Genomic DNA, 22,439 nt, shown 5'->3' with positions numbered 1-22,439 from the left:
AATTATATGAACGAAACGATTAAACACCAGCTCAACCACCGTTCCATCCGATTTTTTAAGGATCAAGCGGTTGATCCCCAAGAATTAGACTTGATCTTCCAAGTGACCCAGCGGACCGCCACGTCCAATGGATTACAGTTGTCGTCGATGATTCGAATCACCGATCCCGCTCAGAAGGCCAAGTTAGCAGAAATCTGCCAGCAAGACTATGTTGCCCGGGCGCCGGAATTAGTGATCTTTCTCGTGGACTTGTACCGTGCCAAGCGGATTTTACAAGAGAAAGGTTACCAAGAAGAAAATTATCGGTCTATGGACCAATTCTTCAAGGGAGTGGCCGATGCCTATCTAGCAGCTCAAAATTTAACCACTGTGGTTGAATCCTTAGGTTTGGGAGCGGTCTTTCTAGGCTCTGTTCTCAATGACTCTCAAGCTCTAGTGGACTTATTGGAACTACCTGAATTGACCTTCCCCTTAGTGGGAGTGGCCTTTGGCTATCCGGATGACCAACCGGAATTGAAGCCGCGTATGGATCTTGACTTGCGACTAAGTGAGAATACTTATCAGGTTGAAGATGATTACCTGGACCTATTAGCCGACTACGACCAAGAGATGACTCACTACTACGATACTCGTAAGAAAAATCAACGCTCTGACACTTATACTGACCAGCTCTACCGCCAAATTGAGACCGTTAAGCCTAAGCGGGCCAATCTACTACAAGTAGCTGAAGACCAAGGTTTTATTTTGAAGAATCAATAGCCAACTGATTGGAGGAAGTTATGAAGCGAATTTTAATTGATATAGGTCTAATTATCGCGGCCTTCGTGCTTACTCAAGTGCCCATGACCTTGGCTATCATTTTTGGCAGTCAGCCTGCTTATGCGATCGGCCTTTCAGTGGCTATTCTGCTCTTGATTGCCTTCTTCATCTGGAGCATGAAACGGCTAGGACTCTGGGTGTTACCAGAAAGGCTTCAAAATAGTCAATGGACCCGCCAAGATACCTACTGGCTAGCTGGGGGTCTCCTGGCTATGTGGGGGGTTAACGTTATTTTGAGCTTGTTGATGGAAGCCTTAGGCATGGGGGAAACTACGGTTAATCAAGAACTCATTGCGCAAGTGATGGGGCAGATCCCCTCCTATCTGAGCTTTCTACTGGTGACAGTTTTTGCGGCGGTTACTGAAGAAGCCATCTTCCGTGGACTGATTATTGGTCGTCTCTTCCAAGGCCAAGAAAAATGGGGCTTACTGGCCTCAGCCTTGATATTTGGAGGCCTACATCTGTCTGATAATCCGATCAGTTACTTGATCTATGCGTCCATGGGCTTAGTGATGGGGCTAGCTTACATCAAGACAGGTAAATTAGCTGTGCCAATGGGTATTCACTTCTTGAATAATCTCTTGGCCTTCGCCGTGATGAATCTACCACTCAATATGTAAATAGTCGACAAATAAATAAGCCTCCAAGCTTGGTCGAGAGCCAAGCTGGAGGCTTATTTTGATACTTGTCTTTATTCTAGTCCCTGGAAGAAGGCGGTCCCAATGCGGACATAGGTTGCGCCTTCAACAATCGCTATTGGATAGTCCCGGCTCATACCCATAGACAGGTCTTGGCAAGGAGCATAGGGTAGCTTAAGTTGACTAACCGTTTCTTGCAGTTGTTTCAAGTCAGCAAAGTAACGGTGCAGGTCGCTTTCACTGGCTTCATAAGGCGCCATGGTCATCAAACCAACGATCTGAACCTTGTCATAAGGAGCTAGAGCTTCGATAGCAGAGACCACTTCTTCAGGAGCAAAGCCGGCCTTAGAGGCTTCACCTGATACGTTAACTTGGAGAAAACACTTGACTGGCTGGTCGGCTCTTTTTTGAATTTCCTTGGCTAGGGAGAGTCGGTCCAAGGAATGCAAGTAGTCGATCTGGTTGATGATCGACTTGACCTTGCGACTTTGCAGGCGGCCGATAAAATGCCACTCAATCTGGTCATTAATATCTGCCAGCGCTTCTTGCTTGGCTAATAGGACTTGGTCGCGGTTTTCACCGAAGCGGTGTATACCTAAGTCGAACAATTGACGCATGGTGTCAGCTTCCACTGTCTTGGTAACAGCTACCACCTTTACAGCCTCTTGATTATTTGCCTGCTCTTGGGCTGCTTGGACGCTTTGGTTAATGGCTTGAATATTTTGAGTGAGTGTATTCATAGAGACCTCCTGATACTCGAAATAATAAAAAAAAGCGCACCCAAAGGTTGCGCCGATCAAATGGTCCCTGCCGGTCTCGAACCAGCGACCTCCAGCTTGTCGAGCTGGCGCTCTCCCAACTGAGCTAAGGAACCGAACAGCTATCATTATACAGGATTCAATATTTAATGCAAGGCCTAACAAAAGAATATCTCTTTTTGATAAAACATGGTATAGTAAAACTTAACAAGGAGGAATGGAAGATGTCTGAACAGAACCCTAACGGTCAGCTATCACCGGTGAGTTTAAAGGGACGCTGGACTTCGCTGTTAGCGGATTGGCTGATCTTTATGGTGCACATTATGGCAGGGTTAGCTGTGATTATGGTGGCTAATTATATCAACCGTATTTTCTGGCGGGAAAACTTGCCTATTTACATGCTCCAGGTTTTGGTCTTACTTCTCGTTTGCTTGCCTTATTTTATCTTGAATCTTTATTTTGACCGGCAGCTGTCGGCCAGCTTGGGTAAGCAGCTCCTGCAACAACGTGTTTGTTACCGCGGACCGGCGCGTCCTTTTGTTCGTAACTTTCTGAAGACGGTTCTGATTGCCATTTCAACGAGTGGTTTGCTATTGATCTTGACACAAGCTCACCGGCGATTAGGCTTGGTGCTATTGATTCTTAGTATCGCGCTAGTTATCTTGAACATGGCCTGGCTGACCTTTAGTCGGGAACACCGTCACCTAGTGGATGTGCTTGTTGGATCTTATCTGGTTGAAGTGGATCCCAGAGAGCTAGCAAGGGAAGTCGATGGAAAGATTATCGAAGATTAAATATTTGGGAGGTATATTATGAGGGAGTCACTTGCTTCCATTAATTGGAAACAACCGAAGCTCTGGGCTATAGCAAGCCTAGGCTTGTTGGTGCTTATTTATTTAATGGGTATTATTTATTTTAATTCTCATTTTCAACCGGGTAGTAAGCTGGGACTGGTTTCGATTTCTCAGGATACGGTCAGCCAAGCCCAAGAACACTTGAATCAAAAATTACCAGAAGTCAAGTTAGACCTAGTTGAAGATGGGCAGGCTTTAGGACAAGTTAGTTTAAAGGATTTGGCTATTCAATTTGATGGCCAGGAAGCTTTAGCTAAGAAGTTAGACCAACAGACTGCTTTTCTCTGGCCGGTTCAGGGATTTTTTACAAATGGCGCTAAGGACTTGGCACCCGCTTTCTCACTGGGTCTTGACCAAGTAGAGCAATTGATTCAGCAATTAGGCATTAATAATGAGGAACGGCCGGCCAGTGAGTCCGCTCAATTAATCAAGCAAGAAGATGGCTCTTATATCATCCAACCGGAAACTTATGGTAAGCAAGTATCTGCTGACCGCTTGCAGGCGGCCATTCAAGTGGCTCTCAGTCAAAACCAAAGTCAAGTAGACCTAAAAGATGCCTACGCCTTACCTGAATATACTAGTGATAACCAAGCCATGAAAGAGCGAGCAAGTCAACTTCAGACCATGCTTCAAAGCCAGTTGACCTTCCAATTAGAAGACCAGCAGGTTGAAGTGCCGACGGATGTGATTGATTCTTGGATCTATATTGACCCAGCTAGCGGGGAACCCAGTGTGGATGCAGATGCGGTCCGCCAGTATCTGGGAGATTTGAACGCTCAATATGCTTCGATCTTTCAAGTACGTCCTTTTCAGTCTACTTATCAAGGGGAAGTGGCCGTTCAGCCTGGTACCTTTGGTTGGTCGATTGATTTGGATAGTGAAGTCCCTGAAGTGGTGCAATTAATTGCTAGCGGTCAACAAACCGTTAGAGAGCCCATTATTTCAGGTTCTGGCTATGGTTGGGGTCTGGGAGTAGGTCCGGATTATGTCGAAGTGGATCTTACTTATCAGATGATGTCTATCTATAAGGGAGGTCAGCTTGTCTTACAGACGCCGATTGTCTCGGGTAATGCCGGTAACGGAACGGTCACCATTCCTGGAGCCTACCAAGTCTGGAACAAGGAGTCTCCATCTAACTTAAGAGGTTATAACCCGGTTACGAATGTCGATTATGTTCAACCGGTTCAATACTGGATTGCCTTTGATGACCAAGCCCAAGGGATTCACGATGCCTCTTGGCAGGGGAATTTTGGTGGAGGTGCTTATTTAACCGCCGGTTCCTTAGGTTGTATCAACACACCGCCTGATGTGATGGGACAAGTCTTTGAATTAGTGGATTATGGAATGCCAGTCATGATTTTCTAAGATTAATCCCAGCCAAAAACAGTCCTCATCCAGAGTAGAAAGAGCCACTTTGGATGAGGACTGTTTTGCATTTAGATTAAGTCTGGTAGACATCATCAATGTCTTCAATTTCTTCTTGGTAACGGCCAGCATAGATAGTCAGAATATTATTCAAGGAATTGATTTCTTCTTCGTAGGTATAGATGGTTGACATAATGTGAATGACACCATTAACGGAGATGTCTCCGTAAGCTTGATGGTCTTCAAGGGCTAGTTTGGCCTCATCAAAGAAGTGCTTCAAGTAGTCTTGGCGGTAGTCATCTGGGACCGTGATATAGCCTACTTCTTCAGAAGACACCCGGCCACTAAACTTCATCAAGATCTGCTCTTGAGCGGCCATTAAGAGCTCTACTCGTTCACGAATGAGATCCTGAAGCTCACGACTAAAGGCATTGTAGACATGCTCATAACTATGAAGAGCCCCCAGAAGAGCAATGGTTGCTTGAAGCGTCTGCATCATATGGCGGTAGACCACTAAGCGCCGGGCAACAACCAGGCGTTGGGACTTGGACCAGATAAACTCATTGCGCATCAAGTTAAAGATGGTCTGAATATTAGCATACTCTTTCTCGGCCCAGACTTGGTCACGGTGCATAATCGAAAAAGATAAGTTTTTCCTCAGACTGGCTCGGATGAGCACTAAGAGTTCGTTGGTAAAGTTGGTCAAGGCCTCATAAAACTTCTGGTCATAGCGTGGGGGGTAGACAAAGATATTAACCAAGAACGAAACGGTTACCCCGATAATGGTCTCCAACACTCGGTAGAGGGCAATCAGATAAATGGGATTGCGTGAACTGGAGGCCATGACGGCCACCACGGTAATCACCGCTAGGTTAATCACATCATTAAGTTTCAAGGAATCCAGAATGGTAATACAGATAATGGCTGCAATCCCGATGGTTAAGGGATTCTCACCAATTAATAAAGACATACAGACTGCAATGATCCCGCCGATAATATTGGCAACGACACGCTTGGTAAAGTTATCGTAAGATTTCTTGACCGAGGGGAGGGTAGTGGTAATGGCCGCAATCGCAGCTAGGGATGGGCTATTATCAGGAATAAGAAGCATGGATAGAAAAATTGCCAAAGCAATTGCTAAGCCGGTCTTCAAGACACGAGCACCTATACGCATCAAGATTCACCTCTTTCTATTATTCCTATTATATACTAGAAATTTGTCTAAATAAATCATTTGACTTGCTATTGCTCAAATAATCTGGAAGGGATATAATTAAAGGAGATTGGAATGAATTAGGTGTATAATAGTGTTAGAAGAGGAGGGTGAAGTAATATGACGATGAGCCAGGAGGAGTTTCAACAGTATTATCAAGACTCTGTTGACCGCTTAAAGCAAGCCAATATACGAATGACGCCTCAACGTAAGGCCATCTTATCTTACATGATTAAAAGTAAGTCACACCCGACAATTGATGAGATTTATCATGATTTAATGGATGATGACTTCGAGATGAGCTTAGCGACGGTCTACAACAATTTGAATACCTTGGTGGAGTTAGGTTTAGTGGAAGAGATGAAGTTTAGCGATATTACCAGTCGCTACGACTTCTTGGACCGCAACCACCAACATATTTTATGTACGGAATGTGGAAAGATTGGGGACTTTGTCTTTGATGATGTCTCCGCTATTAACCAAGCAGCCCGTGACCAAACCGGCTACCTGGTTAACCAGACACGTCTGGAACTCTATGGAATCTGTCCAGAATGTCAGAAAAAACAAGCTAGCGACCAATAGTACCACTGATAGCCAAAAAGTTCCTCGATTCACCTGATAGGTGAGTCGGGGAACTTCTTTATTCACGTAAAAATAATTAAGGGTCTATTGTTTTGAAGTCTCGTAATCGACGAAATCTTCCTTGCTGACTTCTTCCTGGATGGGCTCGTGAGTGTGTACCGCTTGTTCTTGTCGCTTCATCCGGCGACTCCAGAAGCCCCCTTGAATATACTTGGCTTCATGAGCGATAAAGAAGGCTTGAGGACTGATTTCTAGGATTCGGTTTCTCAGCTCCACTTCTCTGGAACGGGGGGTTAGGATGGTTAAGATCAAGCGGTCGCCGTCACGACCATAGCCAGTTTGGATGGTCACACCGTAGCCTTCTTGGCGTAAGTGTTGAGCTAGGGCATGGTTGTCTCCTTGGGTGAAGACTTGTAGGACGGAGTAGCCTAGGGCAATCCGGTCTTCAACTAACATGCCCAGGTAAATACCAATACTGAAGCCTAGGGCATAGAAGACTAGATAGAAGATGTTTTCTTGCAAGTAATTCATCACCATCGACAAACCCAGTGTATAGATGGTAATCTCCACAATCGCAATAAAGGGGGCTACATTACGGTAGCCGCGCATGGTTAGGAGGGTTCGGATGGTGTTGAGCATAATATAGACCAGGTTGATGGCAAAGACTTGAAGAACAATAAGCCAATTCATAAAATAATGCCTCCTCGAATATTTTTCTAATTTGATGGTAACGCAAATAAAGATAGATGTAAAATCAGAGGATTAGTCGAAAAGGAAAACAAAAGATCCCTTCCCCACTCTGGAGTGTTAGCCAGTAAGAGTGGGAAGGGATTTAAAAAGATTATCAGTCTGGACTAGTAATAAAGGCCGATGGCTTTTTCCATACGGGCCAGTGTTTGTGAGGCTTGCTTGTTTGCTTTTTTGGCGCCATCAGCTAAGATATCATCCAACTCACTGCCTTCAAGCAAGATTTGGTAGCGTGCTTGGATTGGTTCAAGAGTAGAGACAATCAGGTCAGCTAAGTCACCTTTGAATTGACCGTAGCCCTTGCCTTGATAGGCTTGGACTAACTGATCGATGGACTGGCCAGATAAGTTGGCATAGATTTCTAACAAGTTAGAAACAGCTGGTTGTTGTTCAGTGTCATAGTTAACTTCACCCAAGGAATCTGTCATAGCACTCTTGACCTTCTTAATAATGGTCTTAGGTGGATCCAATAAGGAGATAAAGGCCTTGGCATTTGTATCGGACTTACTCATCTTAGAGCTTGGATCTTGTAGGCTCATCACTCGGCCGCCTTCTTCAGGGATAATAGCTTCCGGCTTGACTAATAGGTCTCCGTAGCGGTTGTTGAAGCGGTCCACAAAGTTACGGGTGAGTTCGATATGTTGACGTTGATCATCCCCAACAGGCACATACTCCGCGTCATACAAGATAATATCACCGACCATTAGGGCTGGATAAGCTAGAAGACCGGCATTCACTGATTCTTGTTTGTTGGCCTTGTCCTTGAACTGGGTCATTCGTTCCAATTCACCCAATCCAGTTAAACATAAGATCATCCAAGCCACTTGAGCATGGGCTGGTACATCAGATTGCACGAAAATGGTCGACTTATTAGGATCCATCCCCATAGCTAGGTAAAGAGCGGCGAGTTGGCGAGTATTCTCTGCCAAGGTCTTAGGGTCTTGGGGAACAGTAATCGCGTGTTGGTTAACCACACAGTAGGTCGCATCATACTGGTCTTGGAGTTCAACGAAGCCCTTCATGGCACCAATGTAGTTACCGATCGTCGGGATACCGGAAGGTTGGACACCGGAGAAAATTTTTGCTTTAGTCATAAATACACCTCAATTAATTAACATTTAGTTTATAAAAGTATTATACGCTATAGATAGATAAATCACAAAAGACAATTCAGTTGAAGGGCTAGTCATTCGGTGAATATTGACTATTTAGAAATTAAAACAATATTTTCATAAGATATTGAATGAAATGAGAAATAATGTTATAATTAACGACATAAGAGACCTTAAATTAGACTTATTTTAATTTTAGAACGTCTCTTCAATGGTATTTCTTTGCATAATCAACTTCTACATTATTTCTACTTAGCACCAACGACTGATTCTTTAGGCACTTATGAGAGGAATGGTTTCCTGATGGTAACATTATATATCACACCAAGTTGTACGTCTTGTAGAAAGGCACGCGCATGGCTAGAAGAGCATGAAATTCCATATAAAGAACGTAATATCTTCACTGATCCATTAACTGAAACTGAAATCAAAGAAATTTTACGCATGACTGAGAACGGGACTGAAGACATTGTTTCGACTCGTTCCAAGGCTTATTCTGAATTAACAGTTGAGTTGAGTGAAATTCCATTGAATGATTTCTTTGTCATGGTTCAAGAACAGCCCGGCCTACTGCGCCGTCCAATTATCTTGGATGATAAGCGACTACAAATTGGTTATAATGAAGATGAAATTCGTCGATTCTTACCACGTAAAGTGCGCGCTCAAGAATTACAAAGAGCCAGAGCTTTAGTGAATGAGTGATCGGTATTGTAAGAAAGGTCTTTGACCTCTTTTTTTATTTTATCATATCATAATAGACAAAAACCGGCTTCGCACGAGATTGTGGAAGCCGGTTCTGCCCATTTAACCCCCTTCAGGTGTGAGGGTAGTAGTAGAAATCTAAGTGTATAGTTTTCAGTAGGTGACCTTGAAGGAGAATGGGCTAAGGTAAGAAGTTTGCTTGATAACTGGTCGGAATAAGCGATTTGTTGTTATTATTGGATAGGATGGGTATTGTAATCAGGCAAACCTCTTACCTTAGCTCACTTCAAATAAAGGCTATCAAGGCCTAGAGGAATTATAACAAAAAGAAATATATTTGTCTTTCGATTTACTTTTATTTCTCAAAAAGAAAAATGAGAAGTCGAGCTGCCTTAATAGGAATCGGTATGATTCTCAGCAGAATTTTAAGCTTACTTCAGAATGGTCAAGCTTGAAAGTCCACTAGCTGTCTGTTAGAATCAGGTTTACATCATAAATAATTGGCAAAGCTTTAATATTTATTAACTTGTAGTATAATGAAGATAGTGATTAGGGGGTGATGTGATGGAAATGGAGAGAATCAACGAGAATTTGATCAAGGTCATGATTGATGCGGAAGATCTGGCTGAACGAGGTATTGATTTTCTAGATCTAATCAGTGACCAATTGAGTATTGAGAAATTCTTCTATTCCATCCTTGAAGAGGTTGATATTGATAAACACTTCCAGGAGTCTGATGCGGTTACTTTTCAAGTGATGCCTAACCGGAATGGTCTAGAACTTTATATTAGTCGTTCTAGCTTTGATGAGACGGATGGGGTCTTTGATGAACAATTAGCCAAGCAAATTATCAACGAGCGACGCAAGCAGATTATCCAATCCAAGGAAGAAGCCAAGCTAGAAGAAGACCCAGAGGACCAGTGGTTGAGTATTTTGAGTTTGCAGATTTTCTTCTTTGAAGACTTAGAGGATTTCATCTTGTTGGCTCGCGAATTAGCCGACTTGGACTTACCAGCTGACTTGTATCACTTCAAGAATAATTATTATCTAGCAATCAAGGATGCGGACCAGTATCTGAGTGAAGACGGCTTGTATTCTATCTTTGCTTGGATTAATGAATTTGGGGAACGGGCCCATATTACTGTCAATACCTTACAAGAGTACGGTCAGTTGATCCGATCTGAAGATGCTCTGACTTATTTTGGCAAAAATTTATAATAAATAATGCAATTATCACTTTTTCGTGTATTTAATAGACGAAGGAGTGATTTTTTTGTATGCAGCCATCAATAAAAGCGGTAGCTTAATTTATGCCAGCCAGGTCGTTCAACCATCAAAAGAGACTTATCATTGCCCGAAGTGTGGTCAGTCACTGATCCTTAAGCGAAGTCGCCGGGGGCGAGCCTTCTTTAGCCACTCTCGGCCTTGTGGGCAAGTGGCTCTTCCTTCCCAAGGACTAGGAGAGACGGCTAGCCACCGTGCCTTCAAGTCCTATCTGCTGGAAGCCGATCTAGGGACCAAGTATCAGCTAGTAGCGAGTATCCGCTCTTAGAAGGACAAGTCATTGCCGATATTGCCTTGATTGAATCAGAAAGGCTGGTTCGCGTATTTGAATACCAACATTCTCCACTTTCCCAAAGTAACTTGACGGCCAGGTTTGATGCCTATGACCGCTTGGGCATCCAGCATGATTGGTTAATAGACCATAATTATTTTAGTCAGCGGGGCTTGGAAGCGGCTTGGGTGAAGCGGAATATTAATTATCATCAAGACCTAGGTTATTATTTGTTGACTTTTGATGCTGGTGAGCGAGTGATTCGAAGCTTTAGTCAGTTAGCTATGATTTATGATCCATCGAAGGGGATTATGGATCTTCAAGTCTGGACCAGCGAAGACTTGCTATTACGCTTCCCTCACTCATCAAGTCCTAAGAGGCAAGTCGGCTATCCTGTCTATTCCTCCCGCATCTATTCAAGTCATCCCAATCCCCTAACGCTGATCCGTAAGCAAGCCCATAACCAGCCACGTCTCGCCCGTCTCTATCAGCACGGTTTTCGCTTAGACCAGCTCTCCAGTCGTATTTTCGACCGGCCACTTCACTTTCTGCTCTTCCAGCAGCCTGCTTGGTATCTATGGGCTTGGACAGCTTGGGCACTAGACCAAGCGGCTGGTGATATTGATGAAGTGGCTTTCTTCTTGGACCAGGCTTTTGACCGGGGCGACCTCGGTGATTTCCACCCTTTATTAGCTGATCCGTCAAGGCGGTGGCAATTATTCAAGGGAATGGGGCAAATTTACCAACTTTATTTGGCTAAAGATGGCTAGAAAGTGTTAAAAGATTGGGATTTAGGCCTTAATTTAGCTATAATAAAGGTGAAGCGATTTGAAAAGGAGGGGATATAATGAAGACATCCCAATTACCCAAACGAGAAGAAGTCTCAAGCCAATACCAATGGGACTTAACCCCCATGTATGCTAGTGATCAAGATTTTCTAGAAGCCTTAGAGGAGTTTCAAGGGCGTCTAGGTGACTTAGATCAACTGCCAGGTAGCCTGAGTGAATCGAGTGATCATTTGTTTGAGGCCTTGGAATTAATTAGTGATTACCAGCGGACCATGGGCAACCTATATGTCTATAGTCACCTCAAGAATGATCAAGACCAGGGCAATGACCACTATCAGACTCTGGAAGCGCAAGCGAGTCAAGTGGCTGTTGCTTTGAGTGAGAAGCTCGCCTTCTTACAACCTGAACTTATGGCTATGGACCCTGACACCTTGCAGGCATTCATGGCGGCTGACTCACGCTTAGCCAAATACCGTCAATTCCTAGACGATGCGGTTCGCTACCGGGCCCATACCTTGACCAAAGACCAAGAAAGTATCCTCGCTCAAGCGGGAGAAATCTTCTCAACCAATACCAAGACCTTTGGACTCTTGAATAACGCTGACTTGAAGTTCCCGGATGCCCAAGATCAGAAGGGGCAGACTTATCCATTGAGTCATGGAACATATAGTCGCTATTTAGAAAGCAATGACCGTCAGTTAAGAGAGTCGACCTTCAAGCAATACTATAGCGTTTATGACCAGTTCCAAAATACCTTTGCGGCCTTATTGTCAGCCCAAATGAAAAAAGGCAACCTTCAGGCCAAGCTGAGAAATTATCAATCAGCCCGCCAGGCAGCCTTATTTGATGATAATATTCCAGAGGTGGTCTATGATCTTCTCTTAGAAACGGTCCATGATCACTTGGATTTGTTGCATGAGTATGTGGACTTGCGTAAGGAAGTTCTAGAACTTGATCAATTAGAGATGTATGACATGTACACACCCCTATTAGGTCAGGCGCCCTTGGCCTTTAGCTATGATGAAGCCAAGGAGATTGTCCTAGAAGCGCTAGCTCCTCTAGGCGAAGATTATCTAGCGATCATCAAGCAGGCTTTTGACCAGGGTTGGATTGATGTCTATGAGAATCAAGGCAAACGCAGTGGCGCTTATTCGTCAGGTACTTATGACAGCTACCCTTATATTCTCTTGAATTGGCAAGATAACTTGAATAACTTGTATACCTTGGTTCATGAATTAGGACACAGTGCCCATTCTTATTTAACCAACCAAGCCCAAAGTTATGTTGATTCCCATTACTCCATCTTCTTAGCGGAAATGGCCTCAACGACCAATGAGAATTTACTGACGGACTACCTACTGAAGACTTATCCAGACAAGGAAGTACGCCTCTATATCTTGAACCACTTCCTGGATGGGGTTAAAGGAACGGTCTTCCGTCAAAGTCAATTTGCGGAATTCGAACAGTTTATCTATCAAGAAGACGCCAAGGGGCAACCTTTGACCGCTAACTTCTTGAACCAGGCCTATCAGGAACTAAATGCTAAGTACTATGGTTCCAGTGTTAATTCCCAGTCACAAATCGCCTTGGAATGGACGCGTATTCCGCATTTTTATTATAATTTCTATGTCTATCAATATGCGACCGGCTTTGCAGCGGCCACCGAATTTGCCCGTCGCATCAGCCAAGGAGAAGCAGGAGCGGTGTCGGGTTACTTGAGCTTCTTGAAGGCAGGTAGTAGTGACTATCCGATTGCTATCATGCAAGAAGCCGGGATTGATATGACCCAACCTGATTACTTATTGTCAACCTTTGCAGTCTTCAAAGACCGTCTAGAGGAATTCAAACAATTACTAGCTTCAAAAGAAGGTGAATAAGATGGACCGTAAACAAATCACGCGCCTACAAAATCTAGCGCTTGCCTTTGCCTTGTTATTTACTAGTGTGGGCTTGGGCTATTTGCTAGGTCAACCTGACCATGGTCTAGCAGTCTTTATTTATAGCTTGACCTTGATTTATTGGACCTTCTTAGTTCTTGCTCAAGTGGTTAATGCCCTGGTTATTTGGCGAGAAGAACAGGATTTTCGACTCTTGCTTGTGCCAGGTCTTGCTGCTCTTGCTATTATTTATTTGTGGCTTGGCCCTCAAAAAGTAGCCTTACTCCTCTTTGTCTTGAGCTTGTATTTGCTCTTACTAGCAGCCAATTACTTGGTGGATGTCTTTGTGGATGTAATCCCCAATGCCCAAGCCTTAGTCAAAAAGCGTCACTACCGGGTCAGCGAACCAGTTATTCTGACCGCCTTAATGCCTTATATGGCTATGCAGTCTGTTAACCAAGCCCTGAAGTCTAAGAAACCTCAGACCCCCTTCAACTTGGCCAGTAGCCAGGAGGTGAAGGGACGGCAGGCTGACTTGGAGTTATTTGTCCACGTCTATGAACGTAAGTTTGGCGTCCTCGGTCACGTTGACTTTGCCTACGAAGGGCAGGTTTATAGCTACGGTTGTTATGACTTGGCTAACAACTTGATCAAGGGAGTTCTAGGGGACGGCTTAGTTTTCCAATGTAGCCAAGAAGAATACTTGGACTTTATGGTCGGGGATGGAGCGACTGTGTTCCGCTTTGCCTTTGAATTAAGTGACCGGCAGAAATTAGCCATTGAAAAGCGATTAATGTCCTTTAACCGAATCACCCAAGCCTATCAACCCCAGAAAGAAAACCAGTCAGCGATTAGCCAGCTCTTGAAGCAGACTCAAGGTTTGGCCTTCCGGATTATCGAAGGAATCTACCAGCAGTACTTCTTGTTTGGGACTAATTGTGTGGTTTTGGTTGAAGATATCCTAGCACCGGCTGGCTTGGACCAAGTGTTACTAGCAGGTATCAAGACCCCAGGGTCCTTGTACTATCAACTGGATCGCTGGCAGCAACATGAAGCCAGTCCTATCATATCCAGCCAAGTGATCAGTCGCCGGATTGACCGAGCGCTTGATTAGGTCAAAATAGACCGACTTTAAGACAAGTTAATCATACGATCTTTAATCTTAAGCAATCATTTTGATTTGTAACGTTTATTTGTATTTAAAAAATGTCGATCATTGCGAAAAAACAACTATTCCCTCAGCAGTAGTATTAGGACAATTGACGCATCGCTCTGGATGCGGTCCACTACAGCTGAGGGAATAGTTACTTTCGAAGCTTTTTATCGATTTTATTTGGTTTGTACTATCCTTATGCCTCCCTGAAGTAAGCTTCCAAGCGATAGATCGGATGGCCGCGGTCAGAGAACTTTTCTTCATACTCGGTCATAATATTGCCTTCAAAGTCACTTTGATGTAAATCTAACCAGATAGCCTTAAAGGCTAGGCCAGATTGGGACATGCTGGCAAGCGAATATTCAAAGAGGCCTTGGTTATCAGTCTTGAAGTGAATTTCTCCATCGGCTGTGAGAATCTGACGGTAGGCTTGGAGAAAGTCAGGTGAAGTTAAACGACGCTTGGCGTGGCGCTTTTTAGGCCAAGGGTCGCTGAAGTTCAAGTAGAGCCGGTCTACCTCGCCTGGAGCGAAGTAGTCGCTGATTAAGCGGCCATCTCCATGCAGGATTTGTAAGTTGGGTAAGTCGGCTTCAATTAGCCGCTGTAAGATACGTAGGGCAACGCTGGTTTGGACTTCAGTGGCGATAAAGTTAATGTCCGGATGGGCCTTAGCCATTTCTACCATGAATTGTCCCTTACCCGAACCCACTTCCAAGTAGAGCGGTTGCTTGTTGGGAAAGCGGGTCTGCCACTGACCAGCTAATGCTGCGGGATCTTGAGGCACATATTGTGGGTAAGCGTCTAATGTCTCCTGAGCACCAGGTATATTTCTTAAGCGCATATCATCAACCTTTCGATCTTAGTTTTGGTAGATAGACTTCAATAATAAGATGAGTTCATTTACCTTGAAATAACGTTTTTCTTGATAGTATTGTTTGATTAGTAAGAGGCAGTTGATCAAGCTATACCAACGGATGCGTTCATAGAACTTAGGCTCTTGAAAATCTGCCTGGTAGGTGGTCAACCACTGGGTCCAATGGCCAGGTGGGAAGTATTGAATCAATAGGTAAGACAAGTCACTTAAATAATCAGAAATCCGGACCTTCTCCCAATCCACTAGGTAAAGGTTCTGGCTGTTATATTCCATAATAAAATTATGGTGGTGCAAGTCTCCGTGGCAAACTGACAAGTCGACCTGGTAGAATTCTTCCGTCACACTGTCTTGTAGGTGGCAGACCACTTCATTAAAGAGGTGGTTGGATGCCAGGTGAGGGGGTAGTTCTTGGAAGTATTCTTCCAAGAAGTCCAGAGGACGGTAGACCTTACCCCCGACTCGTTTCAGCATGTCTAATAGATCGTCAGAGTGGTGGACTTGGTAGAGTAGTTGAATGAGTTCAGCTTTCTCCATTTCTTTCTTCTCTAGCAGGCGGCCTTCTTTCCATTCTTGGGCAGTTAAGGTATCACCAGAGTAGGTTCGCTTGGTCCACATCAAACGGGGCGTGATCCCCTTGGCAGATAAGGCAGTGACGAAAGGAGAGATATTACGCTTAAAGAATAGTTTTTCTTCTTGGTTGACGCCCATAAAGGACTCACCACTTCCTCCTAGGATGGGATGGAATTCCCAATCATCGGAATGGTTCAGCAAGCTAATACCCTCCTTTCTCTTGTAAATAAGTCTTGCTGGTGGGCTTACTCAGAAATAGACTTAACCATAAAATAATCGAGTACTTCCCCGGTAAAGATATCACAGGCAAATTGGTAATGGATCACTTGCTGGTCTTCTTTCACTGACAGCCCACCCAAATAAGCCATGGGTGCTTCTTCAATTAATTGGTAGCGGGTTGGCGTATAATGAATCCAAGAGTCTAAGACGGGACCTCGACGGGCAAAGTCGGCTTGAACCAGCTTCAAGGCTTTGCCTGCTTGGATAGGGGTGTTTTCTTTGATTACTTTAGCTAGTGCACCGATACTTGCTAGTCCAGTAGCAAGAGCCAATGCTTTAATGAGCTGTGAATTTTTTTGAGCCATGGTCAACCTCCTATTAGTCAATGCTTCAAGTTTAACATATTTGAGTCTAGCTGTAACGCCCTGGAACTGGCGCACAAGGATTGATTTATCTCAAGAGATTTGTCATAATACAATAGATAATGAAAAATCTATTATATCGAATAAAATCACAACAATAAAGAGAGGTTTTTAAATAATGTGGTTAGCTTTTTATAATGCCAATGTTGGGGATGTCTTAATGGCGACTCGGGCCAGTATTGCTGATGATTTCGCTCAGGCCGAATCTAATGCCGGCGTAACGGTAGTCAAGGACCAGCGAGATGGTCAAGTGGTCGCGGTGAATGTCTTCGATGTTCAAGAGCAATTAGGCTTAGAGAACCAAGAGCAAGTGAAGTTAAATGACGACCAAACGGCTTACATCAACCAGCGAATTCAAAAAGCCGGCTTCGACTTGGAGCTAGCTTTTGACAACGAAGAGAAATTCGTTGTCGGTTATGTGGAAGCATGCGAGGACCATCCGGATAGTGACCACCTATCCATTACTCAGACCCGGGTTAGTCCGGACCAAGTGGTTCAAATTGTCTGTGGAGCAAGTAATATTGATCAAGGCTTGAAGGTCCTAGTGGCTAAGCCAGGTGCAGTCATGCCTTCTGGGGCGATTATTTGGCCAGGTGAATTGCGCGGCGAAGAGTCGATGGGGATGATTTGTTCAACTCGCGAACTTGGTTTGGAACAGATTGAAGATTATCCAGGTATTTGGGAATTGGAGAGCCACTTTGAGGTGGGAACGCCACTATCAGAGGTTGTAGCTGACTATCAAGCTTAAGAGCTAGATTGGAGGAATGGCGATGAGAAATTATGATGGTCCGGCCCTGAATCGCAAGAAGGGATCCCAGGCCAAACCGCACTCAGCCAGAAAGAATTGGCAGTCGCCTGCTACTCCTCCTGCTAGTCAGGCCGGTTCTAAGGACTTTACTCGCTCAACCCCTCGTCCTCAGCCGGTGGACGAAAGTGGGCGGTCCCAGACTTATCAAGTTCCCTTTCTCAAGGAGCGAGGGCACCGGGAAGATTTCCAGGAACGCCTGGCATCCGAATTAGTGGATAAGGATCAGGAACGTCTTCGACAAGACAGCCAACCCTTTATCTATCGGCCTAGCTTCAAGGGGCCTGAATTCAAGGCGCCGGTTGAACACGAGGAAACTCAAGTAAATGCTTCCTTATTTCCGTCATCTAAGGTGGAAGAAGTCAAGGAAGACAGTGATTTGAGAGCAATTAGCCAGCGGTTAATTAAAGCAGAAGAAACATTTTTACTATTTGACTATCAAAAGGAGGCATCGTTAAATGAATAGGGATACAACCTATCACTTTGTAGGCATTAAAGGCTCTGGGATGAGTGCTTTGGCCTTAATTTTGCATGGAGAAGGTTACCGTGTTCAAGGTAGCGATATTGATAAATATTTTTTCACGCAGCAAGAATTAGAAAATCACCAGATCCCTATTTACTCCTTTGATGCGAACAATATTCACGAAGGATTGACGGTTATTGCAGGTAATGCCTTTAGTGATGACCATCCTGAGCTGGTGAAGGCGCGCGAATTGGGCTTGCCTGTCTATCGCTACCACAAGTTCCTAGGTGACCTGATCCAAAATTATACCTCGATTGCGGTCACTGGATCTCATGGTAAGACGTCCACAACAGGCTTGTTGTCCCATGTGCTCTCCCACCTGGCGCCGACCTCTTATCTTATTGGCGATGGGACAGGCTTTGGTGATGAAGCGGCGGATTACTTTGCCCTGGAAGCTTGTGAGTACCGCCGTCATTTTATGGCTTATCAACCGGACTATGTCATTGTGACCAATGTTGATTTTGACCATCCGGATTACTACCATTCCATTGAGGATGTTTTTCAAGCCATCGAGGGCTTTGCGGGCCAAGCTGGCAAAGGAATTATCGCTTGTGGTGAGGATGAGTACTTGAAGCAATTAAAGCTTGACCAACCGATTTATTACTATGGATTCAGTGAAGACTTGGATGTTTACGCTAATAACATTGACCGGACCACCCAAGGATCGGACTTTGACGTCTACTTCCAAGGAGAGAAGGTTGGTCGCTTCCATTTACCAGCCTTTGGTAACCATAATATCCTGAATGCCCTAGCGGTTATTACGAGTGTCTTATTGGAAGGCTTCCAAGCAGACGAGATTGCTAAATATTTGGCTAGCTTCCAAGGGGTTAAGCGTCGTTTTGCGGCCCGTCAAGTCGGCCAATTAACGATTATTGATGACTATGCCCACCACCCATCAGAAATTAAGGCAACCATTGATGCTGCCCGGCAAAAATACCCCGACCATGAGATTGTGGCAGTTTTTCAACCGCATACCTTTAGTCGGACGGTGGCCTTATTGAATGAATTTGCTGAGGCTTTAGAGTTAGCCGATGATATTTATCTGGTTGATATCTTTAACTCAGCTAGAGAACAGTCTGGGGATGTAACGATTGAAGATCTGGCCAATAAGATAGATCGTCCAGTCGAGATTATTTCAACTAGTCACTTATCCCCCTTAATGAATTATCAAGAAGCGGTGGTCTTGTTTATGGGTGCAGGCGATATTGATGACCTGTCCCAGCAATTTGAGCAAGCCTACGCCCAACTTCGTCCCAATCAATTATAAGTTTCAAACGGTCAGCTTTTAGTTGGCCGTTTTCGACTAGAAAGCACAGAAAGAGGAGAATGCCGTGAGTGAGAAAAAATTATTACTAATTGACGGAAGCAGCCTGGCTTTCCGGGCCTTCTATTCGATTCTAGATTTAGACCGCTTCAAGAACCAGTCGGGTCTTCATACCAACGCCTTATTCTCGTTTAACCGGATGTTGGATAATGTCTTGAAGCAATTTGAGCCCACCCATATCTTGGTCGCCTTTGACCAGTCGGGGCCGACTTTTCGAAGTGAATTATTTAGTGACTACAAGGGCGGCCGGCAGAAGACCCCCTCAGAGTTCCAAGAACAGATGCCTTATTTTAGAGTGCTATTGGATGGTTATGGGATTCCTTATTATTCTGTGGCTGAATATGAAGCGGATGATATTATTGGCACCTTGTCTCGTCAGGTAGAAGCAGAAGACCAGGTGGTAGTCATCTCAGGTGATAAGGACTTGATTCAACTGGCTAGTGACAATGTAGATGTCTATATTACTCGCAAGGGTGTCAGTGATTTGGTCGCTTATACAACGGATTCTATCCGAGAAATGTATGACTTAACCCCGGAACAGATCATTGATATGAAGGGCCTAATGGGGGATTCTTCGGATAATTACCCCGGAGTCACAAGGATTGGTGAGAAGACTGCCTTGAAGCTCTTGCATCAATTTGGCTCTGTGGAGAACTTGTATGACCAGATTGATGAATTGAAACCTTCCAAGATGAAGGAGAACTTGGTTAATGAAGAAGACCAGGCCCGCTTAAGCAAGCGGTTAGCCCGGATCCTAACAGATGCCCCGATAGATCTTTCTCTGGACGAACTTCACTTCAAGGGCAAGGACCCTGAGGCCTTGGCTGATTTCTACCGGCAGATGAATTTCAATTCTTTCTTAAGTCATTTGCAGGAAGAGTTTGGCCTTGAAGGCCTGGCTATTGAAGACCAAGCCCTAGACTCCATTGACCTCTATCCGGTAGAAAGCTTGGAATCTTTAGATGGTATCTCCCTACCTGAACGGGCGGCCCTTTATCTAGAGACCTTAGAAGAGAACTATCACTTTGCTGATATTGTCGGTGTGGCGATCGCTGACTTAGACCAGGAAAAGGCTTATTTTCTAGCGGGTGACCAAGCCTTTGAATCTGAGGCCTTTTGTGATTGGTTGGCAGATTCTAGTAAGTCCAAGATCAGTTATGACTCCAAAAGAGACCGGGTTCTAGCCAGCCGGCAGGGGGTCCACTTGGCAGGGATTCGCTTTGACGTCTTGATTGCTGATTATTTATTGGATAGTCATCATTCAGGCCAATTAGCTGAGATGTTGGAGACTTATGGTCTGCCGTCCTTGGTGCAATTCGATGAGGCTGTCTATGGCAAGGGTGCTAAGATGAAGCTTCCTTCTGAGGATGTCTTAGCTAGCCACCTAGCCAGTAAGACCCAGTCCCTGGCTATCTTGGAAGAACCACTGATGGAAGCCTTAGAAGAGAGCCAGATGAAGAGTCTCTATGAAGAAATGGAATTTCCACTAGCTGAGGTTCTAGCCAAGATGGAGATCTTGGGAATTAAGGTGGATGGTGAAACTCTTGAAGAGCGCAACCAGGTCCTGATTGAACGATTAGGCGAGATGGAAGCAGAGATTTTTGAATTAGCGGGTCAAGCATTCAACTTGAACTCGCCCAAGCAATTGGGCGTGGTCCTCTTTGAAGACCTGGGTCTTCCGGTGATCAAGAAGACTAAGACCGGCTATTCAACCGCGGCTGGCGTCCTAGAGAAGTTACTAGATAAGCACCCCATCATTCAAAAAATTCTCGATTACCGACAGGTAGCCAAGTTGCAGGGGACTTACCTAGCAGGCTTACCCGAATATATCCAAGAAGATGGGCGCATCCATACCCGCTTTATCCAGACCTTGACCCAAACAGGGCGTCTATCCAGTGCAGACCCTAACTTGCAAAATATTCCAACACGGATGGAAGAAGGGCGCCGGATTCGCCAAGCCTTTATACCGAGTCAAGACCATTGGAAACTCTTCTCAGCAGACTATTCCCAGATTGAACTTCGGGTGCTCGCCCATATTTCCGGGGATCCCCATATGATCCAGGCCTTCCAGGACGGGGAAGATATTCACGCCGCCACCGCACGCCGGGTCTTCGGTATTCCTAAGGACCAGGAAATTGACAGCAACATCAGACGGCAAGCCAAGGCGGTTAACTTTGGAATTGTCTACGGGATTAGTGATTATGGCCTGTCTCAAAACTTGAATATCCCCCGCTATGAAGCCAAGGAATTCATTGACACTTACTTTGAAAAGTACCCAGGCGTCAGCCAATACATGGAAGAAGTGGTTAAAGAAGCCAAGTCTAAGGGTTACGTGGAGACCCTCTTTAACCGCCGGCGCTACTTGCCTGACTTGAAGTCTAGTAACTTTAATGTGCGCTCCTTTGCTGAGCGGACGGCCATTAATTCCCCGATTCAAGGAACGGCTGCGGATATTATTAAGATTGCGATGATCCGACTGGACCGAGCGATTCAAGAAGCCGGTCTCGAAGCGCGCTTGCTCCTACAAGTTCACGATGAATTGATCTTGGAAGCACCAGACAGTGAGATGGAGACCTTGAGCGACTTGGTGGTTGAGATTATGGAATCCGCAGTAGAACTCCAGGTGCCTATTGAGGTAGAATATAATCAAGGAAACACCTGGTACGATCTCTAGTCTACAGAAAGAGTGATTGCATGCCAGAATTGCCAGAAGTTGAAAGTGTCCGCCGGGGCCTGAACAAAAAAATTATCGGCAAAACGATCGACCACGTTCAAGTGACTTGGCCTCGGATTATTAACCACCCAGAGGGCTTAAGCCAATGGCAGGCTCTCCTGGAAGGGCAGACGGTTCAAGCCATTGATCGCCGGGGGAAATACCTCCTCCTGGAGCTGACTAATTGGACCTTGGTCTCCCATCTGCGAATGGAGGGTAAGTACCTATTTGGTCAAGATCTAAGGGCCTTTCAAGCCAACAAGCATGTTCATGTGATCTTTTGCTTTACAGATGGTACTTACTTGGCCTATCAAGATGTACGTAAGTTTGGTCGCATGGAACTGATCGCTCCGGACCAGAAGGAAGCTTACTTTAAGGCCAAGAAGTTGGGGCCGGAACCCACTCAATCAGACTTTGACCTATCTTCCTTTAAGCAGGCCTTGGCTAAAAGCCGCAAAAAGATTAAACCTGCCTTACTGGACCAGCATTTAGTGGCTGGATTGGGAAATATTTATGTGGATGAGGCGCTTTATCAAGCCCGTATCCATCCAGCTAGACTGGCTAATAGCCTAAAGGAAGACGAAGTAGCCACTTTGCGTCTAGCCATTATTGATATCCTATCTCGTGCCACCCAAGCGGGTGGATCAACGATCCGGACTTATTTGAATGCCTTGGGTGAGGCGGGAAATTATCAAGAGTCACTTAAGGTCTACGACCAAGCTGGTCAGGCTTGCCCGCGCTGTCAGACACCGATAGAGAAGATCAAATTAGCCGGACGAGGCACCCATTTTTGTCCCAATTGTCAACGCCTAGAAGAGGAGTAACA

General features: G+C 44.9%; 23 protein-coding genes and 1 tRNA gene. 16 read left to right on the top strand and 8 right to left on the bottom strand.

Translation table 11 applies throughout. From position 1 onward, the window contains the following. The first annotated feature begins 6 nt into the window (after positions 1–6). Both T408_RS0109510 and T408_RS0109505 read left to right on the top strand, forming a co-directional pair. A complete protein-coding gene (locus tag T408_RS0109510; protein WP_028119706.1) occupies positions 7–759 on the top strand; it encodes an NADPH-dependent oxidoreductase in 753 nt (250 codons plus the stop codon). A 20-nt stretch (positions 760–779) separates the two neighbouring features. Beyond that, positions 780–1,439 carry a CPBP family intramembrane glutamic endopeptidase gene (locus tag T408_RS0109505; protein WP_028119705.1) on the top strand — a complete coding sequence of 220 codons (660 nt, stop codon included), beginning with the start codon at positions 780–782 and terminating at the stop codon, positions 1,437–1,439. Between the two features lie 71 nt (positions 1,440–1,510). On the opposite strand, the gene T408_RS0109500 is transcribed toward T408_RS0109505, so the two are convergent. Next, entirely contained in the window at positions 1,511–2,197 is a 687-nt protein-coding gene (locus tag T408_RS0109500) for a YggS family pyridoxal phosphate-dependent enzyme (protein ID WP_028119704.1), read from the bottom strand. A gap of 61 nt (positions 2,198–2,258) precedes the next feature. Further along, positions 2,259–2,331, bottom strand: a tRNA-Val gene (locus T408_RS0109495). 108 nt (positions 2,332–2,439) lie between these two features. On the opposite strand from T408_RS0109495, the gene T408_RS0109490 reads away from it, so the two are divergent. Next, entirely contained in the window at positions 2,440–3,009 is a 570-nt protein-coding gene (locus tag T408_RS0109490; RefSeq protein ID WP_028119703.1) for an RDD family protein, read from the top strand. An 18-nt stretch (positions 3,010–3,027) separates the two neighbouring features. Continuing rightward, positions 3,028–4,434 carry a L,D-transpeptidase family protein gene (locus T408_RS0109485; protein ID WP_051444875.1) on the top strand — a complete coding sequence of 469 codons (1,407 nt, stop codon included), beginning with the start codon at positions 3,028–3,030 and terminating at the stop codon, positions 4,432–4,434. Between the two features lie 76 nt (positions 4,435–4,510). Here the strand turns inward: T408_RS0109485 and T408_RS0109480 are convergent, their stop codons facing one another. Then, the gene (locus T408_RS0109480; RefSeq protein ID WP_028119701.1) at positions 4,511–5,608 is read right to left on the bottom strand and encodes an FUSC family protein; all 1,098 of its coding nucleotides are present in this window, start codon (positions 5,606–5,608) and stop codon (positions 4,511–4,513) included. Between the two features lie 159 nt (positions 5,609–5,767). On the opposite strand from T408_RS0109480, the gene T408_RS0109475 reads away from it, so the two are divergent. After that, positions 5,768–6,229, top strand: a complete 462-nt coding sequence (locus tag T408_RS0109475; RefSeq protein WP_235731637.1) for a Fur family transcriptional regulator — start codon at positions 5,768–5,770, stop codon at positions 6,227–6,229. A gap of 84 nt (positions 6,230–6,313) precedes the next feature. Here the strand turns inward: T408_RS0109475 and T408_RS11455 are convergent, their stop codons facing one another. Together T408_RS11455 and trpS are read right to left on the bottom strand one after the other, a co-directional pair. Then, positions 6,314–6,919 carry a DUF2179 domain-containing protein gene (locus tag T408_RS11455; protein WP_051444874.1) on the bottom strand — a complete coding sequence of 202 codons (606 nt, stop codon included), beginning with the start codon at positions 6,917–6,919 and terminating at the stop codon, positions 6,314–6,316. A 164-nt stretch (positions 6,920–7,083) separates the two neighbouring features. Then, positions 7,084–8,070, bottom strand: coding sequence for a tryptophan--tRNA ligase (gene trpS, locus T408_RS0109465; protein WP_028119699.1), 987 nt, complete (start codon positions 8,068–8,070; stop codon positions 7,084–7,086). Between the two features lie 321 nt (positions 8,071–8,391). Between trpS and spxA the strand changes: the two genes are divergently transcribed. The 6 genes from spxA to T408_RS0109435 all read left to right on the top strand — a co-directional run bounded on the left by spxA (position 8,392) and on the right by T408_RS0109435 (position 14,124). After that, entirely contained in the window at positions 8,392–8,790 is a 399-nt protein-coding gene (gene spxA, locus T408_RS0109460; RefSeq protein WP_028119698.1) for a transcriptional regulator SpxA, read from the top strand. Between the two features lie 564 nt (positions 8,791–9,354). Further along, the gene (locus tag T408_RS0109455) at positions 9,355–10,008 is read left to right on the top strand and encodes an adaptor protein MecA (RefSeq protein WP_028119697.1); all 654 of its coding nucleotides are present in this window, start codon (positions 9,355–9,357) and stop codon (positions 10,006–10,008) included. 55 nt (positions 10,009–10,063) lie between these two features. Further along, positions 10,064–10,342: a DUF7828 domain-containing protein gene (locus tag T408_RS0109450; protein WP_028119696.1), complete on the top strand. Its 279-nt coding sequence runs from the start codon at positions 10,064–10,066 to the stop codon at positions 10,340–10,342. A gap of 11 nt (positions 10,343–10,353) precedes the next feature. Continuing rightward, positions 10,354–11,115 carry a competence protein CoiA family protein gene (locus tag T408_RS0109445; protein ID WP_157060795.1) on the top strand — a complete coding sequence of 254 codons (762 nt, stop codon included), beginning with the start codon at positions 10,354–10,356 and terminating at the stop codon, positions 11,113–11,115. Positions 11,116–11,192: 77 nt separating this feature from the next. Next, complete coding sequence (pepF, locus tag T408_RS0109440) at positions 11,193–13,010, top strand: oligoendopeptidase F (protein WP_028119694.1); 1,818 nt, start codon at positions 11,193–11,195, stop codon at positions 13,008–13,010. A gap of 1 nt (position 13,011) precedes the next feature. Then, positions 13,012–14,124, top strand: coding sequence for a hypothetical protein (locus T408_RS0109435; protein ID WP_028119693.1), 1,113 nt, complete (start codon positions 13,012–13,014; stop codon positions 14,122–14,124). A gap of 235 nt (positions 14,125–14,359) precedes the next feature. Here the strand turns inward: T408_RS0109435 and trmB are convergent, their stop codons facing one another. From trmB to T408_RS11450, 3 genes are read right to left on the bottom strand one after another with little or no spacing between them, the layout of a single operon-like run. Further along, positions 14,360–15,004: a tRNA (guanosine(46)-N7)-methyltransferase TrmB gene (gene trmB / locus T408_RS0109430; RefSeq protein ID WP_028119692.1), complete on the bottom strand. Its 645-nt coding sequence runs from the start codon at positions 15,002–15,004 to the stop codon at positions 14,360–14,362. 18 nt (positions 15,005–15,022) lie between these two features. Beyond that, complete coding sequence (locus T408_RS0109425) at positions 15,023–15,808, bottom strand: phosphotransferase family protein (RefSeq protein ID WP_028119691.1); 786 nt, start codon at positions 15,806–15,808, stop codon at positions 15,023–15,025. A 44-nt stretch (positions 15,809–15,852) separates the two neighbouring features. After that, on the bottom strand, positions 15,853–16,191 hold the full coding sequence (locus T408_RS11450; RefSeq protein ID WP_051444873.1) for a hypothetical protein: 339 nt from the start codon (positions 16,189–16,191) through the stop codon (positions 15,853–15,855). A gap of 175 nt (positions 16,192–16,366) precedes the next feature. On the opposite strand from T408_RS11450, the gene ytpR reads away from it, so the two are divergent. The 5 genes from ytpR to mutM all read left to right on the top strand — a co-directional run bounded on the left by ytpR (position 16,367) and on the right by mutM (position 22,437). Then, positions 16,367–16,996: a YtpR family tRNA-binding protein gene (gene ytpR / locus T408_RS11445; protein ID WP_035420574.1), complete on the top strand. Its 630-nt coding sequence runs from the start codon at positions 16,367–16,369 to the stop codon at positions 16,994–16,996. 22 nt (positions 16,997–17,018) lie between these two features. Next, positions 17,019–17,519 (top strand): hypothetical protein, encoded by a 501-nt coding sequence (locus tag T408_RS0109410; RefSeq protein WP_028119690.1) that lies wholly within the window; start codon positions 17,019–17,021, stop codon positions 17,517–17,519. Then, positions 17,512–18,843, top strand: coding sequence for a UDP-N-acetylmuramate--L-alanine ligase (murC, locus tag T408_RS0109405; RefSeq protein WP_028119689.1), 1,332 nt, complete (start codon positions 17,512–17,514; stop codon positions 18,841–18,843). The genes T408_RS0109410 and murC overlap by 8 nt, the downstream gene beginning before the upstream one ends. Positions 18,844–18,907: 64 nt before the next feature. Next, positions 18,908–21,574, top strand: coding sequence for a DNA polymerase I (gene polA, locus T408_RS0109400; protein WP_028119688.1), 2,667 nt, complete (start codon positions 18,908–18,910; stop codon positions 21,572–21,574). 20 nt (positions 21,575–21,594) lie between these two features. Further along, positions 21,595–22,437 carry a DNA-formamidopyrimidine glycosylase gene (gene mutM, locus T408_RS0109395; RefSeq protein ID WP_028119687.1) on the top strand — a complete coding sequence of 281 codons (843 nt, stop codon included), beginning with the start codon at positions 21,595–21,597 and terminating at the stop codon, positions 22,435–22,437. Positions 22,438–22,439: the final 2 nt, after the last annotated feature.

The organism is Hutsoniella sourekii ATCC 700629, from assembly GCF_000518205.1.
Taxonomy (GTDB): Bacteria; Bacillota; Bacilli; order Lactobacillales; family Aerococcaceae; genus Hutsoniella; species Hutsoniella sourekii.
The sequence above is the reverse complement of the archived record's forward strand: the minus strand, read 5'-3'. Positions and strand labels throughout refer to the sequence as shown.